This window comes from Rhizobium sp. IY2 (genome assembly GCF_047532935.1).
In the GTDB taxonomy this organism is placed as follows: Bacteria; Pseudomonadota; Alphaproteobacteria; order Rhizobiales; family Rhizobiaceae; genus Rhizobium; species Rhizobium anhuiense.
Map to the genome: position 1 here is coordinate 383,381 of NZ_JBLKNU010000003.1, position 24,921 is coordinate 408,301.

Annotated in this window: 30 protein-coding genes; 29 read left to right on the forward strand and 1 reads right to left on the reverse strand. The window is 60.3% G+C overall.

Annotation, left to right across the window (positions count from 1 at the left end; translation table 11 throughout):
- Positions 1 to 100 precede the first annotated feature (100 nt).
- The 4 genes from rplJ (at position 101) to rpoC (ending at position 9,855) form a co-directional block, all read left to right on the forward strand.
- Positions 101 to 619: a 50S ribosomal protein L10 gene (gene rplJ, locus ACMUVN_RS15505; protein WP_028757410.1), complete on the forward strand. Its 519-nt coding sequence runs from the start codon at positions 101 to 103 to the stop codon at positions 617 to 619.
- Positions 620 to 677: 58 nt separating this feature from the next.
- Positions 678 to 1,055, forward strand: coding sequence for a 50S ribosomal protein L7/L12 (gene rplL, locus ACMUVN_RS15510; protein ID WP_028757409.1), 378 nt, complete (start codon positions 678 to 680; stop codon positions 1,053 to 1,055).
- Between the two features lie 261 nt (positions 1,056 to 1,316).
- The gene (rpoB, locus tag ACMUVN_RS15515; protein WP_028757408.1) at positions 1,317 to 5,456 is read left to right on the forward strand and encodes a DNA-directed RNA polymerase subunit beta; all 4,140 of its coding nucleotides are present in this window, start codon (positions 1,317 to 1,319) and stop codon (positions 5,454 to 5,456) included.
- A gap of 190 nt (positions 5,457 to 5,646) precedes the next feature.
- Positions 5,647 to 9,855 (forward strand): DNA-directed RNA polymerase subunit beta', encoded by a 4,209-nt coding sequence (rpoC, locus tag ACMUVN_RS15520; protein WP_047620027.1) that lies wholly within the window; start codon positions 5,647 to 5,649, stop codon positions 9,853 to 9,855.
- 115 nt (positions 9,856 to 9,970) lie between these two features.
- On the opposite strand, the gene ACMUVN_RS15525 is transcribed toward rpoC, so the two are convergent.
- On the reverse strand, positions 9,971 to 10,264 hold the full coding sequence (locus tag ACMUVN_RS15525) for a hypothetical protein (protein WP_028757598.1): 294 nt from the start codon (positions 10,262 to 10,264) through the stop codon (positions 9,971 to 9,973).
- Between the two features lie 497 nt (positions 10,265 to 10,761).
- Here ACMUVN_RS15525 and rpsL point away from each other — a divergent pair, with 497 nt between their 5' ends.
- From rpsL to rplO, 25 genes are all read left to right on the forward strand, one after another.
- On the forward strand, positions 10,762 to 11,133 hold the full coding sequence (gene rpsL / locus ACMUVN_RS15530; RefSeq protein WP_003547537.1) for a 30S ribosomal protein S12: 372 nt from the start codon (positions 10,762 to 10,764) through the stop codon (positions 11,131 to 11,133).
- Positions 11,134 to 11,210: 77 nt separating this feature from the next.
- Positions 11,211 to 11,681, forward strand: a complete 471-nt coding sequence (gene rpsG / locus ACMUVN_RS15535) for a 30S ribosomal protein S7 (protein WP_028757597.1) — start codon at positions 11,211 to 11,213, stop codon at positions 11,679 to 11,681.
- 29 nt (positions 11,682 to 11,710) lie between these two features.
- A complete protein-coding gene (gene fusA / locus ACMUVN_RS15540) occupies positions 11,711 to 13,810 on the forward strand; it encodes an elongation factor G (RefSeq protein WP_047620018.1) in 2,100 nt (699 codons plus the stop codon).
- 68 nt (positions 13,811 to 13,878) lie between these two features.
- A complete protein-coding gene (tuf, locus tag ACMUVN_RS15545) occupies positions 13,879 to 15,054 on the forward strand; it encodes an elongation factor Tu (protein WP_028757605.1) in 1,176 nt (391 codons plus the stop codon).
- A gap of 154 nt (positions 15,055 to 15,208) precedes the next feature.
- A complete protein-coding gene (gene rpsJ, locus ACMUVN_RS15550; protein ID WP_003547547.1) occupies positions 15,209 to 15,517 on the forward strand; it encodes a 30S ribosomal protein S10 in 309 nt (102 codons plus the stop codon).
- Between the two features lie 39 nt (positions 15,518 to 15,556).
- On the forward strand, positions 15,557 to 16,198 hold the full coding sequence (rplC, locus tag ACMUVN_RS15555) for a 50S ribosomal protein L3 (RefSeq protein ID WP_028757604.1): 642 nt from the start codon (positions 15,557 to 15,559) through the stop codon (positions 16,196 to 16,198).
- A 13-nt stretch (positions 16,199 to 16,211) separates the two neighbouring features.
- Positions 16,212 to 16,832 (forward strand): 50S ribosomal protein L4, encoded by a 621-nt coding sequence (gene rplD / locus ACMUVN_RS15560; protein ID WP_029868123.1) that lies wholly within the window; start codon positions 16,212 to 16,214, stop codon positions 16,830 to 16,832.
- On the forward strand, positions 16,829 to 17,122 hold the full coding sequence (locus ACMUVN_RS15565) for a 50S ribosomal protein L23 (RefSeq protein ID WP_003547550.1): 294 nt from the start codon (positions 16,829 to 16,831) through the stop codon (positions 17,120 to 17,122). The genes rplD and ACMUVN_RS15565 overlap by 4 nt, the downstream gene beginning before the upstream one ends.
- Before the next feature lie 11 nt (positions 17,123 to 17,133).
- The gene (rplB, locus tag ACMUVN_RS15570; RefSeq protein WP_003573799.1) at positions 17,134 to 17,970 is read left to right on the forward strand and encodes a 50S ribosomal protein L2; all 837 of its coding nucleotides are present in this window, start codon (positions 17,134 to 17,136) and stop codon (positions 17,968 to 17,970) included.
- A 15-nt stretch (positions 17,971 to 17,985) separates the two neighbouring features.
- Positions 17,986 to 18,264 carry a 30S ribosomal protein S19 gene (rpsS, locus tag ACMUVN_RS15575; protein WP_003573797.1) on the forward strand — a complete coding sequence of 93 codons (279 nt, stop codon included), beginning with the start codon at positions 17,986 to 17,988 and terminating at the stop codon, positions 18,262 to 18,264.
- A gap of 2 nt (positions 18,265 to 18,266) precedes the next feature.
- Entirely contained in the window at positions 18,267 to 18,656 is a 390-nt protein-coding gene (rplV, locus tag ACMUVN_RS15580) for a 50S ribosomal protein L22 (RefSeq protein WP_007626081.1), read from the forward strand.
- Positions 18,656 to 19,387 carry a 30S ribosomal protein S3 gene (rpsC, locus tag ACMUVN_RS15585; protein WP_003587196.1) on the forward strand — a complete coding sequence of 244 codons (732 nt, stop codon included), beginning with the start codon at positions 18,656 to 18,658 and terminating at the stop codon, positions 19,385 to 19,387. The genes rplV and rpsC overlap by 1 nt, the downstream gene beginning before the upstream one ends.
- Positions 19,388 to 19,423: 36 nt before the next feature.
- Complete coding sequence (rplP, locus tag ACMUVN_RS15590; RefSeq protein WP_003573792.1) at positions 19,424 to 19,837, forward strand: 50S ribosomal protein L16; 414 nt, start codon at positions 19,424 to 19,426, stop codon at positions 19,835 to 19,837.
- Between the two features lie 12 nt (positions 19,838 to 19,849).
- Complete coding sequence (gene rpmC, locus ACMUVN_RS15595) at positions 19,850 to 20,050, forward strand: 50S ribosomal protein L29 (protein WP_003547556.1); 201 nt, start codon at positions 19,850 to 19,852, stop codon at positions 20,048 to 20,050.
- A gap of 12 nt (positions 20,051 to 20,062) precedes the next feature.
- The gene (gene rpsQ / locus ACMUVN_RS15600) at positions 20,063 to 20,302 is read left to right on the forward strand and encodes a 30S ribosomal protein S17 (RefSeq protein WP_003547557.1); all 240 of its coding nucleotides are present in this window, start codon (positions 20,063 to 20,065) and stop codon (positions 20,300 to 20,302) included.
- Positions 20,303 to 20,561: 259 nt separating this feature from the next.
- Positions 20,562 to 20,930 carry a 50S ribosomal protein L14 gene (gene rplN, locus ACMUVN_RS15605; protein ID WP_003573790.1) on the forward strand — a complete coding sequence of 123 codons (369 nt, stop codon included), beginning with the start codon at positions 20,562 to 20,564 and terminating at the stop codon, positions 20,928 to 20,930.
- A gap of 11 nt (positions 20,931 to 20,941) precedes the next feature.
- On the forward strand, positions 20,942 to 21,250 hold the full coding sequence (rplX, locus tag ACMUVN_RS15610) for a 50S ribosomal protein L24 (RefSeq protein ID WP_003587195.1): 309 nt from the start codon (positions 20,942 to 20,944) through the stop codon (positions 21,248 to 21,250).
- A complete protein-coding gene (gene rplE / locus ACMUVN_RS15615) occupies positions 21,243 to 21,800 on the forward strand; it encodes a 50S ribosomal protein L5 (protein WP_003573788.1) in 558 nt (185 codons plus the stop codon). Before rplX ends, rplE begins: the two co-directional genes overlap by 8 nt.
- Positions 21,801 to 21,832: 32 nt before the next feature.
- Positions 21,833 to 22,138 carry a 30S ribosomal protein S14 gene (rpsN, locus tag ACMUVN_RS15620; protein ID WP_003573787.1) on the forward strand — a complete coding sequence of 102 codons (306 nt, stop codon included), beginning with the start codon at positions 21,833 to 21,835 and terminating at the stop codon, positions 22,136 to 22,138.
- Between the two features lie 12 nt (positions 22,139 to 22,150).
- The gene (gene rpsH / locus ACMUVN_RS15625) at positions 22,151 to 22,549 is read left to right on the forward strand and encodes a 30S ribosomal protein S8 (RefSeq protein WP_003547562.1); all 399 of its coding nucleotides are present in this window, start codon (positions 22,151 to 22,153) and stop codon (positions 22,547 to 22,549) included.
- Between the two features lie 42 nt (positions 22,550 to 22,591).
- On the forward strand, positions 22,592 to 23,125 hold the full coding sequence (rplF, locus tag ACMUVN_RS15630) for a 50S ribosomal protein L6 (RefSeq protein WP_029868125.1): 534 nt from the start codon (positions 22,592 to 22,594) through the stop codon (positions 23,123 to 23,125).
- Positions 23,126 to 23,137: 12 nt separating this feature from the next.
- Entirely contained in the window at positions 23,138 to 23,500 is a 363-nt protein-coding gene (rplR, locus tag ACMUVN_RS15635; protein WP_029868126.1) for a 50S ribosomal protein L18, read from the forward strand.
- A 131-nt stretch (positions 23,501 to 23,631) separates the two neighbouring features.
- Positions 23,632 to 24,201 (forward strand): 30S ribosomal protein S5, encoded by a 570-nt coding sequence (rpsE, locus tag ACMUVN_RS15640; protein ID WP_003573784.1) that lies wholly within the window; start codon positions 23,632 to 23,634, stop codon positions 24,199 to 24,201.
- A 14-nt stretch (positions 24,202 to 24,215) separates the two neighbouring features.
- Positions 24,216 to 24,425 (forward strand): 50S ribosomal protein L30, encoded by a 210-nt coding sequence (gene rpmD / locus ACMUVN_RS15645; RefSeq protein WP_003547566.1) that lies wholly within the window; start codon positions 24,216 to 24,218, stop codon positions 24,423 to 24,425.
- A 16-nt stretch (positions 24,426 to 24,441) separates the two neighbouring features.
- Positions 24,442 to 24,918 (forward strand): 50S ribosomal protein L15, encoded by a 477-nt coding sequence (gene rplO / locus ACMUVN_RS15650; RefSeq protein WP_029868127.1) that lies wholly within the window; start codon positions 24,442 to 24,444, stop codon positions 24,916 to 24,918.
- The last annotated feature ends 3 nt before the right edge of the window (positions 24,919 to 24,921 follow it).

The window sequence follows — 24,921 nt, forward strand, 5'->3', positions numbered from 1 at the left end:
GGGACAGGATCCTCAAGCGTCGCTTGGGATCTCACATGATCCCAGGAGGCAAAGGCAACCCGGCAGGTCCGATTTCGGTCCTGCCAACTGGAGATAGGCAGTGGAAAGAGCGGAAAAACGCGAATTCGTCACGGAACTGAACGAAGTCTTCAAGGCTTCGGGCTCAGTTGTCGTGGCCCACTATGCTGGTGCCACAGTCGCGCAGATGAACGATTTTCGTTCGAAGATGCGTGCAGCTGGCGGTACCGTCAAAGTCGCGAAGAACCGCCTGGCCAAAATTGCCCTTCAGGGTACGGAAGCGGAAGGGATTACCAATCTCTTCAAAGGTCAGACGCTGATTGCATACAGCAATGACCCGATCACTGCTCCGAAGGTCGTCATGGATTTCGCCAAGACCAATGACAAGATCATTGTTCTGGGCGGCGCCATGGGAACAACCACGCTCAACGCCGAAGCAGTCAAGTCGCTTGCGACCCTGCCTTCGCTTGATGAGCTGCGTGCGAAGCTGCTGGGCATGATCCAGACACCGGCTACCCGCATCGCTGGGGTTGTTGCAGCACCGGCAAGCCAGCTTGCTCGCGTGTTTGCGGCCTACGCCAAGAAGGACGAAGCCGCGTAAGGCGGTTTTTCGCTGTTTATAATCAACCGGTTCGAACCGAACAAAAGGAACTAGTAAAATGGCTGATCTCGCAAAGATCGTAGACGACCTCTCCTCGCTGACCGTTCTGGAAGCTGCAGAACTGTCGAAGCTTCTCGAAGAAAAGTGGGGCGTTTCCGCTGCTGCTCCGGTAGCTGTTGCTGCCGCTGCCGGTGGTGCTGGCCCTGCTGTCGTTGAAGAAGAAAAGACCGAATTCGACGTCATCCTCGTCGACGCTGGTGCCAACAAGATCAACGTCATCAAGGAAGTCCGCGCCATCACCGGTCTCGGCCTCAAGGAAGCCAAGGACCTCGTCGAGGCCGCTCCGAAGGCTGTCAAGGAAGGCGTCAACAAGGCTGAAGCCGCTGACATCAAGAAGAAGCTTGAAGACGCTGGCGCCAAGGCCGACGTCAAGTAATCTTGAACTGCTTTTGGGAGGCAGCATCTACTGCCTCCCATTTGCCGTTTTTCTGAACGAATTACCCAAAAGCCGCGTCAAAACGGCTTTTGGGTAATGGGTTCTTCAAAAGGATAGTCTCGCACCGAAGGCAGCACAGCAATCCGAGCTGAGCGTTTTCGGGAGTCGGACGAGATTGAATTACTCATTGATTGACGGGATCGACTGGCCATCGGTTCCCGTCCGTTGCAGGCCCGGGTGCAAGATTTTGAAGGAGCGACGATGGCTCAGACCCTTTCGTTCAACGGTCGCAGGCGCGTACGCAAGTTTTTTGGTAAGATCCCCGAAGTCGCAGAAATGCCGAACCTCATCGAGGTTCAGAAGGCGTCCTACGACCAGTTTTTGATGGTTGAAGAGCCGAAGGGCGGTCGTCCCGACGAGGGCCTTCAGGCCGTCTTCAAGTCGGTTTTCCCGATCACCGATTTCTCCGGCGCTTCCATGCTGGAATTCGTGTCCTACGAGTTCGAACCGCCGAAGTTCGACGTTGATGAATGCCGTCAGCGCGACCTGACCTATGCAGCGCCGCTGAAGGTGACGCTGCGCCTCATCGTGTTCGATATCGACGAAGATACGGGCGCGAAGTCGATCAAGGACATCAAGGAACAGTCTGTCTACATGGGCGACATGCCGCTCATGACCAATAACGGCACGTTCATCGTCAACGGCACCGAGCGCGTGATCGTCTCCCAGATGCACCGTTCGCCGGGCGTCTTCTTCGACCACGACAAGGGCAAGAGCCATTCTTCCGGCAAGCTGCTCTTTGCTGCGCGTGTCATTCCTTACCGCGGTTCCTGGCTCGATATTGAATTCGACGCCAAGGACATCGTCTACGCCCGTATCGACCGCCGCCGCAAGATTCCGGTCACGTCGCTGCTGATGGCGCTTGGCATGGACGGCGAGGAAATCCTCGACACCTTCTATACGAAGTCGCTCTACAAGCGCGACGGCGAAGGCTGGCGCATTCCCTTCAAGCCGGAAACGCTGAAGGGCGCCAAGGCGATCACCGAGATGGTCGACGCCGATACCGGCGAAGTCGTGGTGGAAGCCGGCAAGAAGCTGACCCCGCGCCTGCTGCGCCAGCTCTCCGACAAGGGCCTGAAGGCGCTGAAGGCCGGCGACGACGACCTTTACGGCAACTACCTTGCCGAAGACATCGTCAACTACTCCACAGGTGAAATCTATCTCGAGGCCGGCGACGAAATCGACGAGAAGACGCTTGGCGTTATCCTGTCGAACGGTTTCGACGAGATCCCGGTTCTCGGCATCGACCACATCAATGTCGGCGCCTATATCCGCAACACGCTGTCTGCCGACAAGAACGAGAACCGTCAGGACGCTCTGTTCGACATCTACCGCGTCATGCGTCCGGGTGAGCCGCCGACCATGGAATCGGCCGAAGCCATGTTCAACTCGCTGTTCTTCGATGCGGAGCGTTACGACCTCTCCGCCGTCGGCCGCGTCAAGATGAACATGCGCCTCGACCTGACCGTCGAAGACACCGTCCGCATCCTGCGCAAGGACGACATCCTGGCGGTGGTCAGGATGCTGGTCGAATTGCGCGACGGCAAGGGCGAGATCGACGACATCGACAACCTCGGCAACCGCCGCGTCCGTTCGGTCGGCGAGTTGATGGAAAACCAGTACCGTCTCGGCCTCTTGCGCATGGAACGCGCGATCAAGGAACGCATGTCCTCGATCGAGATCGACACGGTCATGCCGCAGGATCTGATCAACGCCAAGCCGGCAGCCGCCGCCGTCCGCGAATTCTTCGGCTCCTCGCAGCTCTCGCAGTTCATGGACCAGGTCAACCCGCTCTCGGAAATCACCCACAAGCGCCGTCTTTCGGCTCTCGGTCCGGGCGGTCTGACCCGTGAGCGCGCCGGCTTCGAAGTCCGCGACGTGCATCCGACCCACTATGGCCGCATTTGCCCGATCGAAACGCCGGAAGGCCCGAACATCGGTCTCATCAACTCGCTTGCGACCTTTGCCCGCGTCAACAAGTACGGCTTCATCGAAAGCCCGTACCGACGCATCGTCGACGGCAAGGTGACGAACGACGTGCTCTACCTCTCCGCCATGGAAGAGGCGAAGTACTACGTCGCCCAGGCCAACGCCGAAATGAATGCCGACGGTTCCTTCGTCGACGAATTCGTCGTCTGCCGTCATGCCGGCGAAGTCATGCTCGCCCCGCGCGACAGCATGAACCTCATGGACGTTTCGCCGAAGCAGGTCGTTTCGGTCGCAGCCGCGCTCATCCCGTTCCTGGAAAACGACGACGCCAACCGCGCGCTCATGGGCTCGAACATGCAGCGTCAGGCCGTGCCGCTGCTGCGTGCCGAAGCCCCGTTCGTCGGTACCGGCATGGAGCCGGTCGTCGCCCGTGACTCCGGTGCCGCCATCGGCGCCCGTCGCGGCGGTGTGGTCGACCAGGTCGACGCGACGCGTATCGTTATCCGCGCCACGGAAGACCTCGAAGCCGGCAAATCCGGCGTCGATATCTACCGCCTGCAGAAGTTCCAGCGTTCGAACCAGAACACCTGCGTCAACCAGCGCCCGCTGGTCACCGTCGGTGACGTCGTCAACCGCGGCGACATTCTCGCCGACGGTCCGTCGACCGATCTCGGCGACCTGGCGCTCGGCCGCAACGCGCTCGTCGCGTTCATGCCCTGGAACGGCTACAACTACGAAGACTCGATCCTGCTCTCTGAGCGTATCGTTGCCGACGACGTGTTCACCTCCATCCACATCGAAGAATTCGAAGTGATGGCGCGCGACACCAAGCTTGGCCCTGAGGAAATCACCCGCGATATTCCGAACGTTTCGGAAGAAGCGCTGAAGAATCTCGACGAAGCCGGCATCGTCTATATCGGCGCCGAAGTTCAGCCGGGCGATATCCTCGTCGGCAAGATCACCCCGAAGGGCGAAAGCCCGATGACGCCGGAAGAAAAGCTTCTGCGCGCCATCTTCGGCGAAAAGGCCTCCGACGTGCGCGATACCTCCATGCGCATGCCGCCCGGCACCTACGGCACGATCGTCGAAGTCCGCGTTTTCAACCGCCATGGCGTCGAGAAGGACGAGCGCGCGATGGCAATCGAGCGCGAAGAGATCGAGCGTCTTGCAAAGGACCGCGACGACGAGCAGGCGATCCTCGACCGTAACGTCTACGGCCGTCTGATCGATATGCTGCGCGGGCAGGTCTCCATTGCCGGCCCGAAGGGCTTCAAGAAGGGCACCGAGCTTTCGAACGCCGTCGTCTCCGAATATCCCCGCTCGCAGTGGTGGATGTTCGCGGTCGAGGACGAGAAGGTCCAGAGCGAGCTCGAAGCACTCCGCGGCCAGTACGACGAATCCAAGTCGCGCCTCGAACAGCGCTTCATGGACAAGGTCGAGAAGGTTCAGCGCGGCGATGAAATGCCTCCTGGCGTCATGAAGATGGTCAAGGTCTTCGTCGCCGTGAAGCGCAAGATCCAGCCGGGCGACAAGATGGCCGGCCGTCACGGGAACAAGGGCGTGGTCTCGCGCATTGTGCCTGTCGAGGACATGCCGTTCCTCGAAGACGGCACGCATGTCGACGTCGTTCTGAACCCGCTCGGCGTTCCCTCGCGCATGAATGTCGGCCAGATTCTGGAAACGCATCTGGGCTGGGCTTGCGCCGGCATGGGTCGCCAGATCGGCGAACTGATCGAAGCCTACAAGGCCAATGGCAACATCGAGCCGCTGCGCAAGACCATCGGCGATGTCGTCGGTGACGGTCCGAAGGCCGAACAGGTCCACGACTTCGACGATGAGTCGGTCCTGCGTCTCGCCGACCAGTGGAAGCGCGGCGTTTCGATTGCGACGCCTGTTTTCGACGGTGCGCATGAAGGCGACGTCAACGACATGCTGCGTCTGGCAGGTCTCAAGGATACTGGTCAGTCGACGCTTTATGACGGCCGTACCGGCGAGCAGTTCGACCGCCAGGTGACCGTGGGCTACATCTACATGCTGAAGCTCAACCACCTGGTCGACGACAAGATCCATGCCCGTTCGATCGGTCCTTACTCGCTCGTGACCCAGCAGCCGCTGGGCGGCAAGGCGCAGTTCGGCGGCCAGCGCTTCGGCGAAATGGAGGTCTGGGCGCTCGAAGCATATGGTGCCGCCTACACGCTGCAGGAAATGCTGACGGTGAAGTCGGACGACGTCGCCGGCCGCACCAAGGTCTACGAAGCCATCGTCCGCGGAGACGACACGTTCGAAGCCGGTATTCCGGAAAGCTTCAACGTTCTCGTCAAGGAAATGCGCTCGCTGGGCCTCAGCGTCGAGCTCGAGAACACCAAGCTTGACGAGGCGCAGGCAGCCCAGCTGCCCGACGCGGCCGAGTAAGCACTTGATAGGGCGTGCGCTGCCAATGCGGCGCACGCCGGTCCCGCCGGGCGCCGTATCCGTGTCGGCCCGGGAGGGAAGTTTCGCCGCATCTTGCGGTTATTCTCGTTTAAGCGAGGGAGGCGGCTCCCGGGAAATTGCCGCCGACCATCGCATTTTGAGGGCGCTTTAGCCCATGAAGGAGACAGGCATGAACCAAGAGGTCATGAATCTTTTCAATCCGCAGGTGCCTGCACAGAATTTCGATTCCATTCGGATTTCGATCGCGTCTCCGGAGAAGATCCTCTCCTGGTCCTACGGTGAGATCAAGAAGCCGGAAACCATCAACTACCGTACGTTCAAGCCGGAACGCGACGGTCTGTTCTGCGCGCGCATCTTCGGGCCGATCAAGGACTACGAATGCCTGTGCGGCAAGTACAAGCGCATGAAGTACAAGGGCATCATCTGCGAAAAGTGCGGCGTCGAAGTCACGCTGTCGCGCGTTCGCCGTGAGCGCATGGGCCATATCGAGCTCGCCGCTCCCGTCGCCCACATCTGGTTCCTGAAGTCGCTGCCATCGCGCATCTCGACGCTGCTCGACATGACGCTGAAGGATGTCGAGCGCGTCCTCTACTTCGAAAACTACATCGTCACCGAGCCGGGCCTGACCGCCCTGAAGGAGCACCAGCTCCTCTCGGAAGAAGAGTACATGCTTGCCGTCGACGAATACGGCGAAGACCAGTTCACCGCGATGATCGGCGCTGAGGCGATCTACGAGATGCTGGCCTCGATGAACCTCGAAAAGATCGCTGGCGACCTGCGTTCCGAGCTTGCCGACACCACGTCGGATCTCAAGCAGAAGAAGCTGATGAAGCGCCTGAAGATCGTCGAGAACTTCATGGAGTCGGGCAACCGTCCGGAATGGATGATCATGAAGGTCGTCCCGGTCATTCCGCCGGACCTGCGTCCGCTGGTTCCGCTCGACGGCGGCCGTTTCGCGACGTCGGATCTGAACGATCTTTACCGCCGCGTCATCAACCGCAACAACCGCCTGAAGCGCCTGATCGAGCTTCGCGCGCCGGGCATCATCATCCGCAACGAAAAGCGCATGCTGCAGGAATCTGTTGACGCGCTGTTCGACAACGGCCGGCGCGGCCGCGTCATCACCGGCGCCAACAAGCGTCCGCTGAAGTCGCTCTCCGACATGCTGAAGGGCAAGCAGGGCCGCTTCCGCCAGAACCTGCTCGGCAAGCGCGTCGACTATTCCGGTCGTTCGGTCATCGTCACCGGCCCGGAACTGAAGCTGCACCAGTGCGGCCTGCCGAAGAAGATGGCGCTCGAGCTCTTCAAGCCGTTCATCTATGCCCGCCTCGACGCCAAGGGTTATTCCTCGACCGTCAAGCAGGCCAAGAAACTGGTCGAAAAGGAAAAGCCGGAAGTCTGGGATATCCTCGACGAGGTCATCCGCGAGCATCCGGTTCTCCTGAACCGCGCACCGACGCTGCACCGCCTGGGCATCCAGGCCTTCGAACCCACCCTGGTCGAAGGCAAGGCGATCCAGCTGCATCCGCTCGTCTGCACGGCCTTCAACGCCGACTTCGACGGTGACCAGATGGCCGTTCACGTGCCGCTGTCGCTCGAAGCCCAGCTCGAAGCCCGCGTACTGATGATGTCGACCAACAACATCCTGCATCCGGCCAACGGCGCGCCGATCATCGTTCCCTCGCAGGACATGGTTCTCGGCCTCTACTACCTGTCGATCCTGAACCAGAACGAGCCGGGCGAAGGCATGGCCTTCTCCGACCTCGGCGAACTGCATCACGCCCTCGAAAGCAAGGTCGTGACGCTGCACACCAAGATCCGCGGCCGCTTCAAGTCGATCGACGAGGATGGCAAGCCCTACTCGAAGATCTATGAGACGACGCCTGGCCGTCTGCTCATCGGCGAACTGCTGCCGAAGAACGGCAAGGTGCCCTTCGACATCTGCAACCAGGAAATGACCAAGAAGAACATCTCCAAGATGATCGACACGGTCTATCGCCACTGCGGCCAGAAGGACACGGTCATTTTCTGCGACCGCATCATGCAGCTCGGCTTCTCCCATGCCTGCCGCGCCGGCATTTCGTTCGGCAAGGACGACATGGTCATTCCGGATGCCAAGGCCAAGATCGTTGCCGACACCGAAAGCCTGGTGAAGGAATACGAGCAGCAGTACAATGACGGCCTGATCACCCAGGGCGAAAAGTACAACAAGGTTGTCGACGCCTGGGGCAAGGCGACCGAAAAGGTCGCCGAAGAGATGATGGCCCGCATTAAGGCGGTCGAGTTCGACGAGAAGACCGGTCGTCAGAAGCCGATGAACTCGATCTACATGATGAGCCACTCCGGCGCCCGCGGTTCTCCGAACCAGATGCGTCAGCTGGGCGGCATGCGCGGCCTGATGGCCAAGCCGTCGGGCGAAATCATCGAGACGCCGATCATCTCGAACTTCAAGGAAGGCCTGACCGTCAACGAGTACTTCAACTCGACGCACGGCGCCCGCAAGGGTCTGGCAGACACCGCGCTCAAGACCGCCAACTCCGGTTACCTCACGCGCCGTCTCGTCGACGTCGCGCAGGATTGCATCGTCACGCACGTCGATTGCGGAACGCAGACGGGCCTCACCATGACCGCCATCGTCGATGCCGGCCAGGTCGTCGCCTCGATCGGTGCTCGCATCCTCGGCCGTACGGCGCTCGACGATATCGATCATCCGATCACAGGTGAGCGCATCGTCGATGCCGGCAAGATGATCCTCGAGCCCGATGTCGTCGAAATCGAGAAGGCCGGGATCCAGTCGATCCGGATTCGCTCGGCACTGACCTGCGAAATCCAGACGGGCGTCTGCTCGGTCTGCTACGGCCGCGACCTCGCGCGTGGTACGCCTGTCAACATGGGCGAAGCCGTCGGCGTCATCGCGGCTCAGTCGATCGGTGAACCGGGCACCCAGCTCACCATGCGTACCTTCCACCTTGGCGGTACGGCAACCGTGGTCGACCAGTCGTTCCTCGAAGCCTCGTATGAAGGTACGGTGCAGATCAAGAACCGCAACATCCTGCGCAACTCCGATGGCAACCTCGTTGCCATGGGCCGCAACATGACCGTCCAGATCCTGGACGAACGTGGTGTCGAGCGGTCGTCGCAGCGTGTGGCCTACGGTTCGAAGCTGCATGTCGACGAAGGCGACAAGGTCAAGCGCGGCCAGCGTCTGGCGGAGTGGGACCCCTACACCCGTCCGATGATGACGGAAGTAGCCGGTACCGTTCAGTTCGAAGACCTGGTCGACGGTCTCTCCGTTCTGGAAGCGACCGACGAATCCACCGGCATCACCAAGCGTCAGGTCATCGACTGGCGTTCGACCCCCCGCGGTTCGGACCTCAAGCCGGCGATCGTCATCAAGGATGCCAGCGGCAATGTCGCCAAGCTGTCGCGTGGCGGTGACGCCCGCTTCCTGCTCTCGGTCGACGCGATCCTGTCGGTCGAGCCGGGCACCAAGGTCTCCCAGGGTGACGTTCTCGCGCGTTCGCCGCTGGAAAGCGCCAAGACCAAGGACATCACCGGCGGTCTGCCGCGTGTTGCCGAACTGTTCGAAGCCCGTCGTCCGAAGGACCATGCCATCATCGCGGAGATCGATGGTACGATCCGCCTCGGCCGCGACTACAAGAACAAGCGCCGCGTCATCATCGAGCCGGCGGAAGACGGTGTCGAGCCTGTCGAATACCTGATCCCGAAGGGCAAGCCCTTCCACCTTCAGGAAGGCGACTATATCGAAAAGGGTGACTACATCCTCGACGGTAACCCGGCTCCGCACGACATCCTGGCGATCAAGGGCGTGGAGGCTCTGGCCTCCTACCTCGTCAACGAGATCCAGGAAGTCTACCGCCTGCAGGGCGTTGTCATCAACGACAAGCACATCGAGGTGATCGTCCGTCAGATGCTGCAGAAGGTGGAAATCACCGATGCAGGCGACTCGACCTATATCGTCGGCGACAATGTCGACCGGATCGAGCTCGAAGACGTCAACGATCATCTGATCGAGCAGGGCAAGAAGCCCGCCTACGGCGATCCGGTTCTTCTCGGCATCACCAAGGCGTCGCTGCAGACCCCGTCCTTCATCTCGGCCGCGTCCTTCCAGGAAACGACCAAGGTGCTGACGGAAGCTGCGATCGCCGGCAAGACCGACGGCCTGCAGGGTCTGAAGGAAAACGTCATCGTTGGTCGCCTCATCCCGGCCGGCACCGGCGGCACCATGACCCAGATCCGCCGCATCGCCACGTCGCGCGACGAGATGATCCTCGAAGAGCGCCGCAAGGGCACCGGGGCTGCCGTTGCTACGCCGATGCTGCAGGACATGGCCGAAAAGGCTCCGGCTGCGGAATAATCCGCCGGCTGAAGTCGTTGAATTGAAAAACCGCCCGGAGCGATCCGGGCGGTTTTCGTTTTTGGTCTGCTCTGTTTGGTCGGGCGGGGAGGGAGGGCGCTGCGCGCGGCTCCCGTCAGTTGAAGCGGATGATCGCGACTTCGCCGTCGACGGCGCCCTGATAGGCGGAGGCGTGCGGCTCTTCGGCAGGCACCTCGGTCAGCATGCCGATCTGGTCGAGATCGGCCTCGATGAAGCCTTCCTCGGCAAGGGCGTTCAGGGCTTCGCGGACGGCGGTGTCGTCGTCGGGCGCCTTCAGCATGATATGCAGGTCGATGCCTTCGCTGGCGTCGGACTCGTAGCCCTTGCCGATGATGATGAAGATCATCGGACCATCGAAATTATTGTCGTTATCAGGTGTCGTGATCATCGCCTGTCCTTCGGCTCTTTGACGATTCGCCCGCTCGAATCCCCTGCGAGGGCCGAGCGCTGCAATTGCTGATTCCTTAGCTGCTTTTGCTGCGATGCCCAAGTTTTTATCTTCGCGCACGGCTGTGAATTCGTCTAGGAGGGTGAAAACAGGGCGTCAGGCCCGCATATCAAGGCGATGCGGCGAGTTTATTTCTTAACCGGCCTTGACGAGATGGGTGGAAACCAGTAGTACCCCGGCCATCAGATCCCATGTGAGGCTTGGCTGTTCGGGGCGACGCGCCCTGAAGTTCACCTCAAACAAGGTTCTAAACGCACGTTGAAGTCATGATGCTGCACGCACGACGCATATTCTATGCGTCCTCTGCTCCTTGTGGTCCATCTGCGGAAGCGGATCGGGCCATATTTTGCGCATTGACGGAAAGCGTGCGTCACTGCCGGAGACGGCGCGAGTTCAAGCCCGCAAGGGTACTGAGATAAAACGTAAGGGATGGTTGAATGCCTACCGTAAACCAGCTGATCCGCAAGCCTCGCCAGGCGAACGTAAAGCGTAACAAGGTTCCCGCACTCCAGGAGAACCCGCAGAAGCGCGGCGTTTGCACGCGCGTCTACACGACGACGCCGAAGAAGCCGAACTCGGCTCTGCGTAAGGTCGCAAAGATCCGCCTGACCAACGGCTTCGAAGTCATTGGTTACATCCCCGGCGAAGGTCATAACCTTCAGGAACACTCTGTCGTCATGATCCGTGGCGGCCGCGTCAAGGACCTTCCGGGTGTCCGTTATCACATCATCCGCGGCGTTCTCGATACCCAGGGTGTCAAGAACCGCAAGCAGCGCCGCTCCAAGTACGGCGCGAAGCGTCCGAAGTAATTCGGTTTTGAATAATTCGGCGCTGCGCGAGGTCCTCCGCGTGATGAAGCGCCTTAACGATTGAAGAGACGAAAACTATGTCCAGACGCCATAAAGCAGAAAAGCGCGAGATCAATCCGGATCCGAAGTTCGGCGATCTCGTCGTCACCAAGTTCATGAATGCCATCATGCTCGACGGCAAGAAGTCCGTTGCTGAAAACATCGTCTACGGTGCGTTCGACGCCGTCCAGGGCAAGTCCAAGCAGGAGCCGCTCACGGTTTTCCATTCTGCGCTCGACAACATTGCCCCGCACGTTGAAGTCCGCTCGCGCCGTGTCGGTGGTGCGACCTATCAGGTCCCGGTCGACGTTCGTCCGGAGCGCCGCCAGGCTCTCGCCATTCGCTGGCTGATCGCTGCTGCCCGCAAGCGCAATGAAACGACTATGGTTGACCGCCTTTCCGGCGAACTGCTCGATGCGTCCAACAACCGTGGCTCCGCCGTCAAGAAGCGCGAAGACACGCACAAGATGGCTGACGCCAACCGCGCATTCTCGCACTATCGCTGGTAATTCCGAACGGTATCGAAAGGCAGTCCACAATGGCTCGCGAATATAAGATCGAAGATTACCGCAATTTCGGTATCATGGCGCATATCGACGCCGGCAAGACCACGACCACCGAGCGTATCCTTTACTACACCGGCAAGTCGCACAAGATCGGCGAAGTCCACGACGGCGCAGCCACCATGGACTGGATGGAGCAGGAGCAGGAGCGTGGCATCACGATCACCTCTGCTGCCACCACGACCTTCTGGAAGGGCCGTGACGGCAAGATGCGCCGCTTCAACATCATCGACACCCCCGGCCACGTCGACTTCACCATCGAAGTCGAGCGTTCGCTGCGCGTTCTCGACGGCGCCATCGCGCTGCTCGACGCCAACGCAGGTGTTGAGCCGCAGACGGAAACCGTCTGGCGTCAGGCCGAGAAGTACAACGTCCCGCGGATGATCTTCTGCAACAAGATGGACAAGACCGGCGCGGACTTCTACCGCTCCGTCGAGATGATCAAGACCCGTCTCGGCGCAACGGCTGTCGTCATGCAGCTGCCGATCGGCGCTGAAAGCGACTTCAAGGGCGTCATCGACCTCATCGAGATGAACGCTCTCATCTGGCGCGACGAGTCGCTCGGCGCCCAGTGGGATGTCGTCGAGATCCCCGAGGATATGAAGGCCAAGGCCGAAGAATATCGCGAAAAGCTGATCGAGACGGTCGTCGATATCGACGAAGCCGCCATGGAAGCCTATCTCGAAGGCGTTCTGCCCGACAACGACCAGATCCGCGCGCTGGTTCGCCGCGGCACGATCGACGTCAAGTTCCACCCGATGTTCTGCGGCACCGCCTTCAAGAACAAGGGCGTGCAGCCGCTGCTCGACGCCGTCGTCGACTACCTGCCGTCGCCGATGGACATCCCGGCGATCAAGGGCATCGACTTCAAGACGGAAGCTGAAATCGAGCGTCACGCCGACGACAGCGAGCCGCTTTCCATGCTCGCATTCAAGATCATGAACGACCCCTTCGTCGGTTCGCTGACCTTCGCCCGCATCTACTCCGGCAAGCTGGAAAAGGGCGCGTCGGTCATGAACACGGTCAAGGACAAGCGCGAGCGCGTCGGCCGCATGCTGCAGATGCACTCCAACTCGCGTGAAGACATCGAAGAGGCCTTCGCAGGCGACATCGTCGCTCTCGCCGGCCTCAAGGAAACCACGACGGGCGACACGCTTTGCGATCCGCTGAAGCCGGTTATCCTCGAGCGCATGGAATTCCCCGAGCCGGTCATCCAGATCGCCATCGAGCCGAAGACCAAGGGCGACCAGGAAAAGATGGGCCTCGCGCTCAACCGCCTGGCTGCTGAAGATCCTTCCTTCCGCGTCAAGACCGACCAGGAATCCGGCCAGACCATCATTGCCGGCATGGGCGAACTGCATCTCGACATCATCGTCGACCGCATGCGTCGTGAATTCAAGGTCGAAGCAACCGTCGGCGCGCCGCAGGTTGCCTACCGCGAAACCATCACCCGGACGCACGAAGAAGACTACACGCACAAGAAGCAGTCCGGTGGTACCGGCCAGTTCGCGCGCGTCAAGATCATCTTCGAACCGAACCCGGACGGCGACGACTTCAAGTTCGAATCGAAGATTGTCGGTGGTTCCGTTCCGAAGGAATACATCCCCGGCGTCCAGAAGGGCATCGAAAGCGTCCTGTCTTCGGGTCCGCTGGCTGGCTTCCCGATGCTCGGCGTCAAGGCGACCCTCATCGACGGCGCCTTCCACGACGTCGACTCCTCGGTTCTCGCCTTCGAAATCGCATCGCGTGCCTGCTTCCGTGAAGCAGCCAAGAAGGCCGGCGCTCAGCTGCTCGAGCCGATGATGAAGGTCGAAGTCGTGACCCCGGAAGATTACGTCGGCGACGTCATCGGCGACCTGAACTCCCGTCGCGGCCAGATCCAGGGCCAGGAAAGCCGTGGTATCGCCGTCGTCATCAACGCGAACGTTCCGCTCGCGAACATGTTCAAGTACGTCGACAACCTGCGCTCCATGTCTCAGGGCCGCGCTCAGTACACGATGACCTTCGATCACTATTCGCCGGTCCCGTCGAACGTCGCAACAGAAATCCAGGCAAAGTATTCCGGTCAGAAGTGACCGGCATACCAATTGACCGATAACAAGAATTAGATCCCCTCGGGGACTAGCAAAACGGAGAGCCGAAAATGGCAAAGAGTAAGTTTGAGCGCAACAAGCCGCACGTCAACATCGGCACGATCGGCCACGTTGACCACGGCAAGACGTCTCTGACGGCAGCGATCACGAAGTACTTCGGTGAGTTCAAGGCGTACGACCAGATCGACGCGGCTCCGGAAGAAAAGGCCCGTGGCATCACCATTTCGACGGCACACGTCGAATATGAGACGCCGGCCCGCCACTACGCGCACGTCGACTGCCCCGGCCACGCCGACTACGTCAAGAACATGATCACCGGTGCTGCCCAGATGGACGGCGCGATCCTGGTGTGCTCGGCCGCTGACGGCCCGATGCCGCAGACGCGCGAACACATCCTTCTGGCCCGCCAGGTCGGCGTTCCGGCGATCGTGGTGTTCCTGAACAAGGTCGACCAGGTTGACGACGCCGAGCTTCTCGAACTGGTCGAGCTCGAAGTTCGCGAACTGCTGTCGTCCTACGACTTCCCGGGCGACGATATCCCGGTCGTCAAGGGTTCGGCGCTTGCTGCTCTCGAAGATTCGGACAAGAAGATCGGCGAAGACGCGATCCGCGAGCTGATGGCTGCGGTTGACGCCTACATCCCGACGCCTGAGCGCCCGATCGACCAGCCGTTCCTGATGCCGATCGAAGACGTGTTCTCGATCTCGGGCCGCGGCACGGTTGTGACCGGCCGCGTCGAGCGTGGCATCGTCAAGGTTGGCGAAGAAGTCGAGATCGTCGGCATCCGCCCGACCTCGAAGACGACGGTGACCGGCGTTGAAATGTTCCGCAAGCTGCTCGATCAGGGCCAGGCCGGCGACAACATCGGCGCGCTGATCCGCGGTGTGAACCGTGACGGCGTCGAGCGTGGCCAGATTCTCTGCAAGCCGGGTTCTGTCAAGCCGCACAAGAAGTTCATGGCGGAAGCCTACATCCTGACGAAGGAAGAGGGTGGCCGTCATACGCCGTTCTTCACCAACTACCGTCCGCAGTTCTACTTCCGCACGACCGACGTGACGGGCATTGTGACGCTGCCGGAAGGCACGGAGATGGTTATGCCGGGCGACAACGTCACGGTTGCCGTCGAGCTGATCGTTCCGATCGCGATGGAAGAAAAGCTGCGCTTCGCCATCCGCGAAGGCGGCCGCACCGTCGGCGCCGGTATCGTCGCTTCGATCGTCGAGTAATTAGCGGCTGGGCCACCAGGCCCAAGGAAAGGATAGGGACGCCGATCTGGGTGTCCCTCTCGATCTTTGAAACCGGTGGCCCGCTAACGTAACTGAAGGTAAGTCGTGTCCCTCAATGGTGACACGCGGATAACAGACACAAGGATAAAGTCGAATGAACGGCCAGAATATCCGCATCCGCCTGAAGGCGTTCGATCACCGGATTCTCGATGCCTCCACGCGCGAGATCGTATCGACGGCGAAGCGCACCGGTGCCAGCGTCCGGGGCCCCGTTCCGCTTCCGACCCGCATCGAGAAGTTTACGGTCAACCGGTCCCCGCACATCGACAAGAAGAGCCGTGAACAGTTCGAGATGCGCACGCATAAGCGCCTTCTCGATATCGTTGACCCGACCCCGCAGACGGTAGACGCGCTGATGAAGCTCGATCTCGCCGCCGGTGTCGATGTTGAGATCAAGCTCTGAGACCTTGGGTCTTCGGGCTGAGTGAGAAGGATTGAACCGATGCGTTCAGGTGTGATTGCACAGAAGGTGGGAATGACCCGCGTCTATAACGACGCCGGCGAGCATGTCCCGGTAACGGTACTGCGCATGGAGGCCGTCCAGGTCGTTGCCACGCGCACTGTCGAAAAGAATGGCTATACCGCAGTTCAGCTCGGTGCCGGCCAGGCGAAGGTGAAGAACACGTCGAAGGCGATGCGCGGCAACTTTGCCGTTGCCAACGTCGAGCCGAAGGCCAAGGTCGCAGAATTCCGCGTGTCGGAAGATCAGCTGCTCGAAGTCGGCACTGAGATCAAGGCGGGTCACTTTGCAGCCGGTCAGCTCGTCGACGTGACGGGCACGACGATCGGTAAGGGTTTTGCCGGCGCCATGAAGCGCCACGGTTTCGGCGGTCTGCGCGCCACGCACGGTGTGTCGGTTTCGCACCGCTCGCACGGTTCGACCGGCTCGCGCCAGGATCCGGGCAAGGTTTTCAAGAACAAGAAGATGGCTGGTCACATGGGCCAGACGCGTGTCACGACGCAGAACCTGGAAGTGGTTTCGACCGACGAAGATCGTGGTCTGATCCTGATCAAGGGTGCTGTTCCTGGTTCCAAGGGTGCCTGGATCATCGTGCGCGACGCCGTCAAGTCGGCCGCGAAGTAAGGGAGCCAGATCAATGGAATTGAACGTCAAGACCCTCGAGGGAAAAGACGCCGGGAAGGTTTCCCTTTCGGACGCGATTTTCGGCCTCGAGCCCCGCGAAGACATTCTCGCCCGCGTCATCCGCTGGCAGCTTGCCAAGAAGCAGCAGGGCACGCACAAGGCTAAGGGCCGCGCTGAAGTTTCGCGCACCGGCGCCAAGATGTACAAGCAGAAGGGTACGGGCCGCGCCCGCCACCATTCGGCTCGCGCTCCGCAGTTCCGCGGCGGCGGCAAGGCTCACGGCCCGGTCGTGCGCAGCCACGAGCATGATCTTCCCAAGAAGGTTCGTGCACTCGGCCTTCGCCATGCCCTTTCGGCCAAGATCAAGGCCGATGACGTCATCGTCATCGACAACCTGGTTGCCACCGAAGCCAAGACCAAGGCTCTCGCGTCCGTTTTCGAGACGCTCGGCCTGACCAACGCCCTCTTCATCGGCGGCGCAGAGCTTGATGGCAACTTCAAGCTCGCAGCTCAGAACATCCCGAACATCGATGTTCTGCCGATCCAGGGCATCAACGTTTACGACATCGTGCGCCGCGGCAAGCTCGTGCTTTCCAAGGCTGCGGTTGAAGCGCTAGAGGAGCGATTCAAGTGACCGATCTTCGCCACTACGATGTGATCGTCTCCCCGGCGATCACCGAAAAGTCCACGCTGGTATCCGAAAACAACCAGGTTGTTTTCAATGTCGCCAAGCAGGCGACGAAGCCGGAAATCAAGGCTGCTGTCGAGGCGCTATTCGGCGTCAAGGTTACGGCCGTCAACACTCTGCTGCGCAAGGGCAAGACCAAGCGGTTCCGCGGTTTCGTCGGCAAGCAGAAGGACGTGAAGAAGGCTGTCGTAACCCTGGCTGAAGGCCAGACGATCGACGTCTCCACCGGTCTCTGAGGTATAAGAAAATGGCATTGAAAACATTCAATCCGATCACCCCGAGCCAGCGCCAGCTGGTCATCGTCGACCGCTCGGCCCTCTACAAGGGCAAGCCGGTCAAGGCGCTGACGGAAGGTCTGACCAAGAGCGGCGGTCGTAACAACCTCGGTCGCATCACCGCCCGCTTCATCGGCGGCGGTCACAAGCGCACCTATCGTCTGATCGACTTCAAGCGTCGCAAGTTCGACGTCGAAGGCACCGTCGAGCGTATCGAATACGATCCGAACCGCACGGCGTTCATCGCGCTGGTGACCTATGCTGATGGCGAAAAGGCTTATATCCTCGCTCCGCAGCGCCTCGCTGCCGGTGACAAGGTCATCGCTTCCGAGAAGGCTGTTGACGTCAAGCCCGGCAACACCATGCCGCTGCAGTTCATCCCGGTCGGCTCCATCATCCACAATGTGGAAATGAAGCCGGGCAAGGGTGGTCAGATCGCTCGCTCCGCCGGTGGCTACGCACAGCTCGTCGGCCGCGACCAGGGCATGGCGATCCTTCGCCTGAACTCCGGTGAACAGCGTCTCGTCCATGGCTCCTGCCTTGCTTCGATCGGCGCCGTCTCCAACCCGGATCACGCCAACATCAACGACGGCAAGGCCGGTCGTACGGTTTGGCGCGGCAAGCGTCCGCATAACCGCGGCGTCGTCATGAACCCGGTCGACCATCCGCACGGCGGTGGTGAAGGCCGCACCTCTGGTGGTCGCCATCCGGTGACACCCTGGGGCAAGCCGACCAAGGGCAAGCGCACCCGGTCGAACAAGTCGACCGACAAGATGATCATGCGCTCGCGTCATCAGCGTAAGAAGTAAGAGAGGAAGTCTCCAATGGCTCGTTCAGTATGGAAAGGTCCGTTCGTTGACGGCTATCTTCTCAAGAAGGCTGAGAAGGTTCGTGAAGGCGGACGTGCAGAAGTGATCAAGATCTGGAGCCGTCGCTCCACGATCCTGCCGCAGTTCGTCGGTCTTACCTTCGGCGTCTACAACGGCAGCAAGCATATTCCGGTCAGCGTCAATGAAGACATGGTCGGCCACAAATTCGGTGAATTCTCTCCGACCCGCACCTACTACGGTCACGGCGCGGACAAGAAGGCGAAGAGGAAGTAACAATGGGCAAGGCAAAAGCCGAACGCCGGCTGAAGGACAACGAGGCGCAAGCAGTCGCCCGCACGCTCCGCGTCAGCCCCCAGAAGCTCAACCTGGTTGCTGCGGCTATCCGTGGCAAGAAGGTCGAGCGCGCACTCGCTGAGCTGGAGTTCTCCCGCAAGCGCATCGCAGGCGCCGTCAAGAAGACGCTCGAATCTGCGATCGCCAATGCCGAGAACAACCACGATCTCGACGTCGACTCGCTTGTCGTCGCCGAGGCCTATGTCGGCAAGTCGATCGTCATGAAGCGTTTCCACGCTCGTGGCCGTGGTCGCGCGTCGCGCATCGAAAAGCCCTTCGCGCACCTGACGATCGTCGTTCGTGAAGTGCAGGCAGTAGAGGAGGCCGCATAATGGGTCAGAAAATCAATCCAATCGGTTTCCGTCTTGGCATCAACCGTACCTGGGATAGCCGCTGGTTCGCGGACAATGCCGAGTACGGCCAGCTGCTGCACGAAGACCTGAAGATGCGCAAGTTCGTCATGAGCGAACTGAAGCAGGCCGGGATCTCCAAGGTGGTCATCGAGCGTCCGCACAAGAAGTGCCGCGTCACGATCCACTCGGCACGTCCGGGCCTCATCATCGGCCGCAAGGGCGCAGACATCGACAAGCTCCGCAAGAAGCTGTCGGACATGACGAATTCGGAAACGCACCTCAACATCGTCGAAGTGCGCAAGCCCGAAGTCGACGCGACGCTGGTCGCTCAGTCGATCGCCCAGCAGCTCGAGCGCCGCGTGGCTTTCCGCCGCGCCATGAAGCGCGCCGTTCAGTCCGCGATGCGTCTTGGCGCCGAAGGCATCAAGATCACCTGCGCCGGCCGTCTCGGCGGCGCTGAAATCGCCCGTACGGAATGGTACCGCGAAGGTCGTGTGCCGCTGCACACGCTGCGCGCCGACATCGACTACGGCACGGCTGAAGCAGAAACCGCATTCGGCATCTGCGGCATCAAGGTCTGGATCTTCAAGGGCGAAATCCTTGAGCACGATCCGATGGCTTCCGAGCGCCGTGCGATGGAAGGTGACGCCCAGGGTCCGGCAAGCCGTGACCGTGACCGCGACAGAGACCGTCGCCGCGACAACGCTTGATAGCGCGCGTGGCAGAGAAGTTCGGAGAATAAGAAAATGTTGCAGCCAAAGCGTACCAAGTACCGCAAGCAGTTCAAGGGCCGCATCAAGGGCGTCGCCAAGGGCGGTTCTGACCTGGCATTCGGCGAATTCGGCCTGAAGGCTCAGGAACCCAACCGCGTCAACGCGCGCGAGATCGAAGCGGCCCGCCGCGCGATCACGCGTTATATGAAGCGCGCCGGCCGTGTATGGATCCGCGTGTTCCCGGACGTTCCGGTAACCGCAAAGCCGACCGAAGTCCGTATGGGTAAGGGTAAGGGCTCCGTTGAATACTGGGCATGCAAGGTCAAGCCCGGCCGTATGATGTTCGAGATCGACGGTGTCAGCGAAGAAATCGCCCGCGAGGCGCTTCGTCTCGGCTCTGCCAAGCTCTCGGTCAAGACGCGCTTCGTTCAGCGCATTGCAGAGTAAGGGATTGAGCTCATGAAAGCCTCAGATGTTCGCGGGTTCACCGCCGACCAACTCAAGGACGAGCTTGCCAAGCTGAAGAAGGAGCAGTTCAACCTGCGCTTCCAGAAGGCGACCGGCCAGCTCGAAAAGTCCTCGCGCATCAACGAAGTCCGCAAGGACATCGCCCGCGTGAAAACCATTGCCCGCCAGAAGGCGGCAGAAGTTAAGGCCTAAAGGAAGAAAAATATGCCGAAGCGCATCCTGCAGGGCGTCGTCGTTGGCGACAAGAACGAGAAGACGGTAGTGGTTCGTGTCGAGCGTCGTTTCGCTCACCCGCTGCTCCAGAAGACCGTTCGTCGTTCCAAGAAGTACAAGGCCCACGACGAGAACAACCAGTACAAGATCGGCGATACCGTATCCATCGAGGAATGCGCGCCGATTTCCAAGGACAAGCGTTGGACGGTGATTTCCGCCCAGGGCAAGTAACAGAATTTTGTGCGAGGCCTTGCGTCTCGCCGAAATATCTGTATGAAGCAGCGTCAGAACGCTCGAATGCCGGGCGTTCTTTTGCTTTGAGCGCACGGAAGGTCCCGTTCGGGAAACCACCCTGGCACGATCGACCCCGCGCTATTCAGCTATTGCCGCGTCTGTGTTGCCGTCATGGCAGCTCGGCCGGCGAAAATTTTCATAAGCCGGAGTAGGGGGCTAGCCCAACCATTCCGGTAAACCAAGAAGGCGACCTGATATGATTCAGATGCAAACAAACCTCGACGTCGCGGATAATTCCGGCGCACGTCGTGTCATGTGCATCAAGGTGCTGGGCGGCTCGAAGCGCAAGTATGCCTCGATCGGCGACGTCATCGTCGTTTCGATCAAGGAAGCGATCCCGCGCGGCCGTGTGAAGAAGGGTGACGTGATGAAGGCGGTTGTCGTTCGTACCGCCAAGGATATCCGTCGTCCGGATGGCTCCGTCATCCGCTTCGACACCAACGCAGCAGTCCTCATCGACAACAAGAAAGAGCCGATCGGCACCCGTATCTTCGGACCGGTTCCGCGCGAACTTCGCGCCAAGAACCACATGAAGATCATCTCGCTGGCTCCCGAAGTACTGTAAGGAGCGAAGCGATGCAGAAGATTCGTAAGGGCGACAAGGTCGTCATGCTCGCTGGCAAGGACAAGGGCCGCACCGGCGAAGTTGTCCAGGTCATGCCAAAGGAAGATCGTGCCGTCGTTCGTGGCGTCAACGTCGTCAAGCGCCACCAGCGCCAGACGCAGACCCAGGAAGCCGGCATTATCAACAAGGAAGCCTCGGTTCACCTGTCCAACGTTGCAATCGTCGACAAGGACGGTAAGCCGACCCGCGTCGGTTTCAAGGTTGTTGACGGCAAGAAGGTCCGTGTGGCCAAGCGTTCTGGAGAAGTGATCGATGGCTGAGGCAAAATACGAGCCACGGCTCAAGAAGGAATATGTCGAGCGCATCCGCAAGGCGATGCAGGAGCAGTTCTCCTACGCCAACGAGATGATGATTCCGAAGCTCGACAAGATCGTGATCAACATGGGTGTTGGCGAAGCGACCGCTGACTCGAAGAAGCCGACGGTTGCTGCCGCCGACCTCGCAGCGATCGCCGGCCAGAAGCCGGTCATCACCCGCGCACGCAACTCTATCGCAGGCTTCAAGGTCCGCGAACAGATGCCGATCGGCGCCAAGGTTACCCTTCGCGGCGCCCGCATGTACGAGTTCCTGGACCGTCTCGTGAACATCGCGCTCCCGCGCGTTCGCGACTTCCGCGGCCTGAACCCGAAGAGCTTTGACGGCCGTGGCAACTTCGCCATGGGCATCAAGGAGCACATTGTGTTCCCTGAGATCAACTACGACAAGGTTGATCAGATGTGGGGCATGGACATCATCGTTTGCACGACGGCGACGACCGACGACGAAGCACGGGCTCTTCTGAAAGAGTTCAGCTTCCCGTTCCGTCAATAACCGTAACGACGAGCGTAGAAAAGGAACCTGACATGGCGAAGACAAGCGCAGTTGAAAAGAACAAGCGCCGCCGTACTACGGTCGCCAACCAGGCCGCTAAGCGGGCTGCGTTGAAGGCGATCATCATGAACCAGGCTCTTCCGATCGAAGAGCGGTTCAAGGCCTCGATCAAGCTGGCATCCCTGCCGCGCGATGGATCGAAGACCCGTATTCGCAACCGTTGCGAAGTCTCGGGGCGTCCGCGCGCATATTACCGTAAACTGCGCATGTCGCGTATCGCGCTGCGTGAACTCGGCAATCTCGGCAAGGTGCCGGGCATCGTCAAGTCGAGCTGGTAAGGAGCAGGTTACATGACAATGACTGATCCGTTGGGCGATATGCTCACCCGCATCCGCAACGGCGCTTCCCGCCGCAAGTCGTCGGTCTCGACGCCTGCGTCCAAGCTCCGTGCGCGTGTTCTCGATGTCCTGCAGTCCGAAGGCTACATCCGTGGCTATTCCGTTGTCGATTTCGGCAATGGCAAGTCGGAACTCAGCATCGAGCTGAAATATTATGAAGGCGCATCGGTGATCCGTGAGATCGGCCGTGTGTCCAAGCCGGGCCGCCGGGTTTATGTCTCGGTCAAGTCCATTCCGCAGGTCGCGAACGGTCTCGGCATCACCATCCTTTCGACTCCGAAGGGTGTGATGGCCGATCACCAGGCTCGCGAACAGAACGTTGGCGGCGAGGTTCTTTGCTCGGTCTTCTAAGATCGGGCAGGGGTCTCCATAGCGAACAGACAGGATAGAAACATGTCTCGTATCGGTAAAAAGCCCGTTCAGGTACCTGCTGGGATCACGGCTACGGTCGATGGTCAGAAGGTGACTGCAAAGGGTCCGAAGGGCGAGCTGTTTTTCGTTGCTAACGACGAAATCAGCCTCAAGCTCGAAAATAACGCGGTCGTCGTAACGCCGCTCAGCCAGACCAAGGATGCACGTTCGAAGTGGGGCATGTCCCGCACGATGATCGAAGGTATCTTCAAGGGCGTCAAGGACGGTTTCGAGCGCAAGCTTGAAATCAACGGCGTTGGTTACCGCGCGTCCATGCAGGGCAAGAACCTGCAGCTGGCTCTCGGTTTCAGCCACGACGTGATCTATGAGCCGCCGGTCGGTATCTCGATCGCTGTTCCGAAGCCGACTGAAATCATCGTCAGCGGCATCAACAAGCAGCAGGTCGGCCAGGTTGCCGCCGAAATCCGCGAATATCGCGGTCCCGAGCCTTACAAGGGCAAGGGCGTCAAGTACGCCGACGAGCGGATCGTCCGCAAAGAAGGCAAGAAGAAGTAAGGATCACGCGAAATGGCTAGCAGGAAAGAAGCACTTGCACGTCGTGCCAACCGCGTGCGCCGTCAACTCAAGTCGGTGGCCAATGGCCGTCCGCGCCTGTCGGTTCATCGCTCCTCGAAGAACATCTACGCCCAGGTCATCGATGATGTGGCCGGCAAGACGCTCGCGTCTGCCTCCACCCTCGAAAAGGATCTGCGCGGTTCTCTGAAGACCGGTGCCGATACCGCCGCCGCTGCCGTCGTAGGCAAGCTCGTTGCCGAGCGCGCCTCCAAGGCCGGTGTTACGGAAGTCGTGTTCGACCGTGGCGCCTTCATCTATCACGGCCGCATCAAGGCTCTCGCCGAAGCGGCCCGCGAAGGCGGTCTCACCTTCTGATCAGTTTCCGGCCGGACGCTTTCAGCGCCGGCCGGATTTTCGCCGGACCGCAGGCACTTCCCGAAAGGGGAGGCTGATGCGGTCCACATGTGTTTGCCGATTGCACCCGGAAAAGAAAAAGGAAGAGGACAATGGCACAGGAAAGAAGGCCGCAGCGGGAAGACCGCCAGAGCCGTGAAGAGCGCGATAGCGAATTCGTCGACAAGCTGGTCGCGATCAACCGCGTCGCCAAGGTCGTCAAGGGCGGCCGTCGTTTTGGTTTCGCAGCACTCGTCGTCGTCGGCGACCAGAAGGGCCGCGTCGGCTTCGGCCATGGCAAGGCACGTGAAGTGCCGGAAGCCATCCGCAAGGCAACCGAAGCCGCCAAGCGCGAACTGATCTTCGTACCGCTGCGTGACGGCCGTACGCTGCATCACGACGTCCATGGCCGCCATGGCGCCGGCAAGGTTCTGCTGCGTTCGGCCAAGGTCGGTACCGGCATCATCGCCGGCGGTCCGATGCGCGCCGTATTCGAAACGCTCGGCATGCACGACGTCGTCGCCAAGTCGACCGGTTCGTCGAACCCCTACAACATGGTTCGCGCCACCTTCGACGCTCTGAAGCACCAGGTTCACCCGAAGGACATCGCAGCTCAGCGCGGCATCAAGTATGCAACGCTGCAGGCTCGTCGTAGCGCCTCCGGCAACGCCTCTGAAGAATAAGAGGAGTTTGACAGATGGCCAAGGCTACCAAGAAAGCTGAAGCGAAGACTGTCACGATCGAACAGATCGGCAGCCCGATTCGCCGTCCGGATGTTCAGCAGCGCACGCTGATCGGTCTCGGACTGAACAAGATGCACCGTCGCCGCACGCTGGAGGATACTCCTTCGGTTCGTGGCATGATCCGTGCTGTCCAGCATCTCGTTCGCGTCGTCGACGAGAAGTGAGACGGAGGAAACGCTCATGAAACTGAATGAAATCAAGGACAACGAAGGCTCGACCCACAGCCGCAAGCGTCTCGGCCGCGGTATCGGCTCGGGCTCGGGTAAGACCGGTGGTCGCGGCGTGAAGGGTCAGAAGTCCCGCTCGGGCGTCGCCATCAACGGCTTCGAAGGCGGCCAGATGCCGATCTATCGTCGCCTGCCGAAGCGCGGCTTCAACAACATTTTCGCTTCCGATTTTGTTGTCGTGTCGCTCGGCCGTATCCAGGCGGCAATCGACGCCGGCAAGCTCGACGCCAAGGCGACCGTTGATGCCGCTGCCCTCAAGGCCGCTGGCGTCATCCGTCGCCCCAAGGACGGCGTTCGCGTTCTCGCCGATGGCGAGCTCAAGGCCAAGGTGACGATCGTCGTTGCAGGCGCCTCCAAGCCTGCCGTCGAGAAGATCGAAAAGGCCGGCGGCACCGTGACGCTGCTTTCGGCTCCGGCTGCAGCCGAATAATAA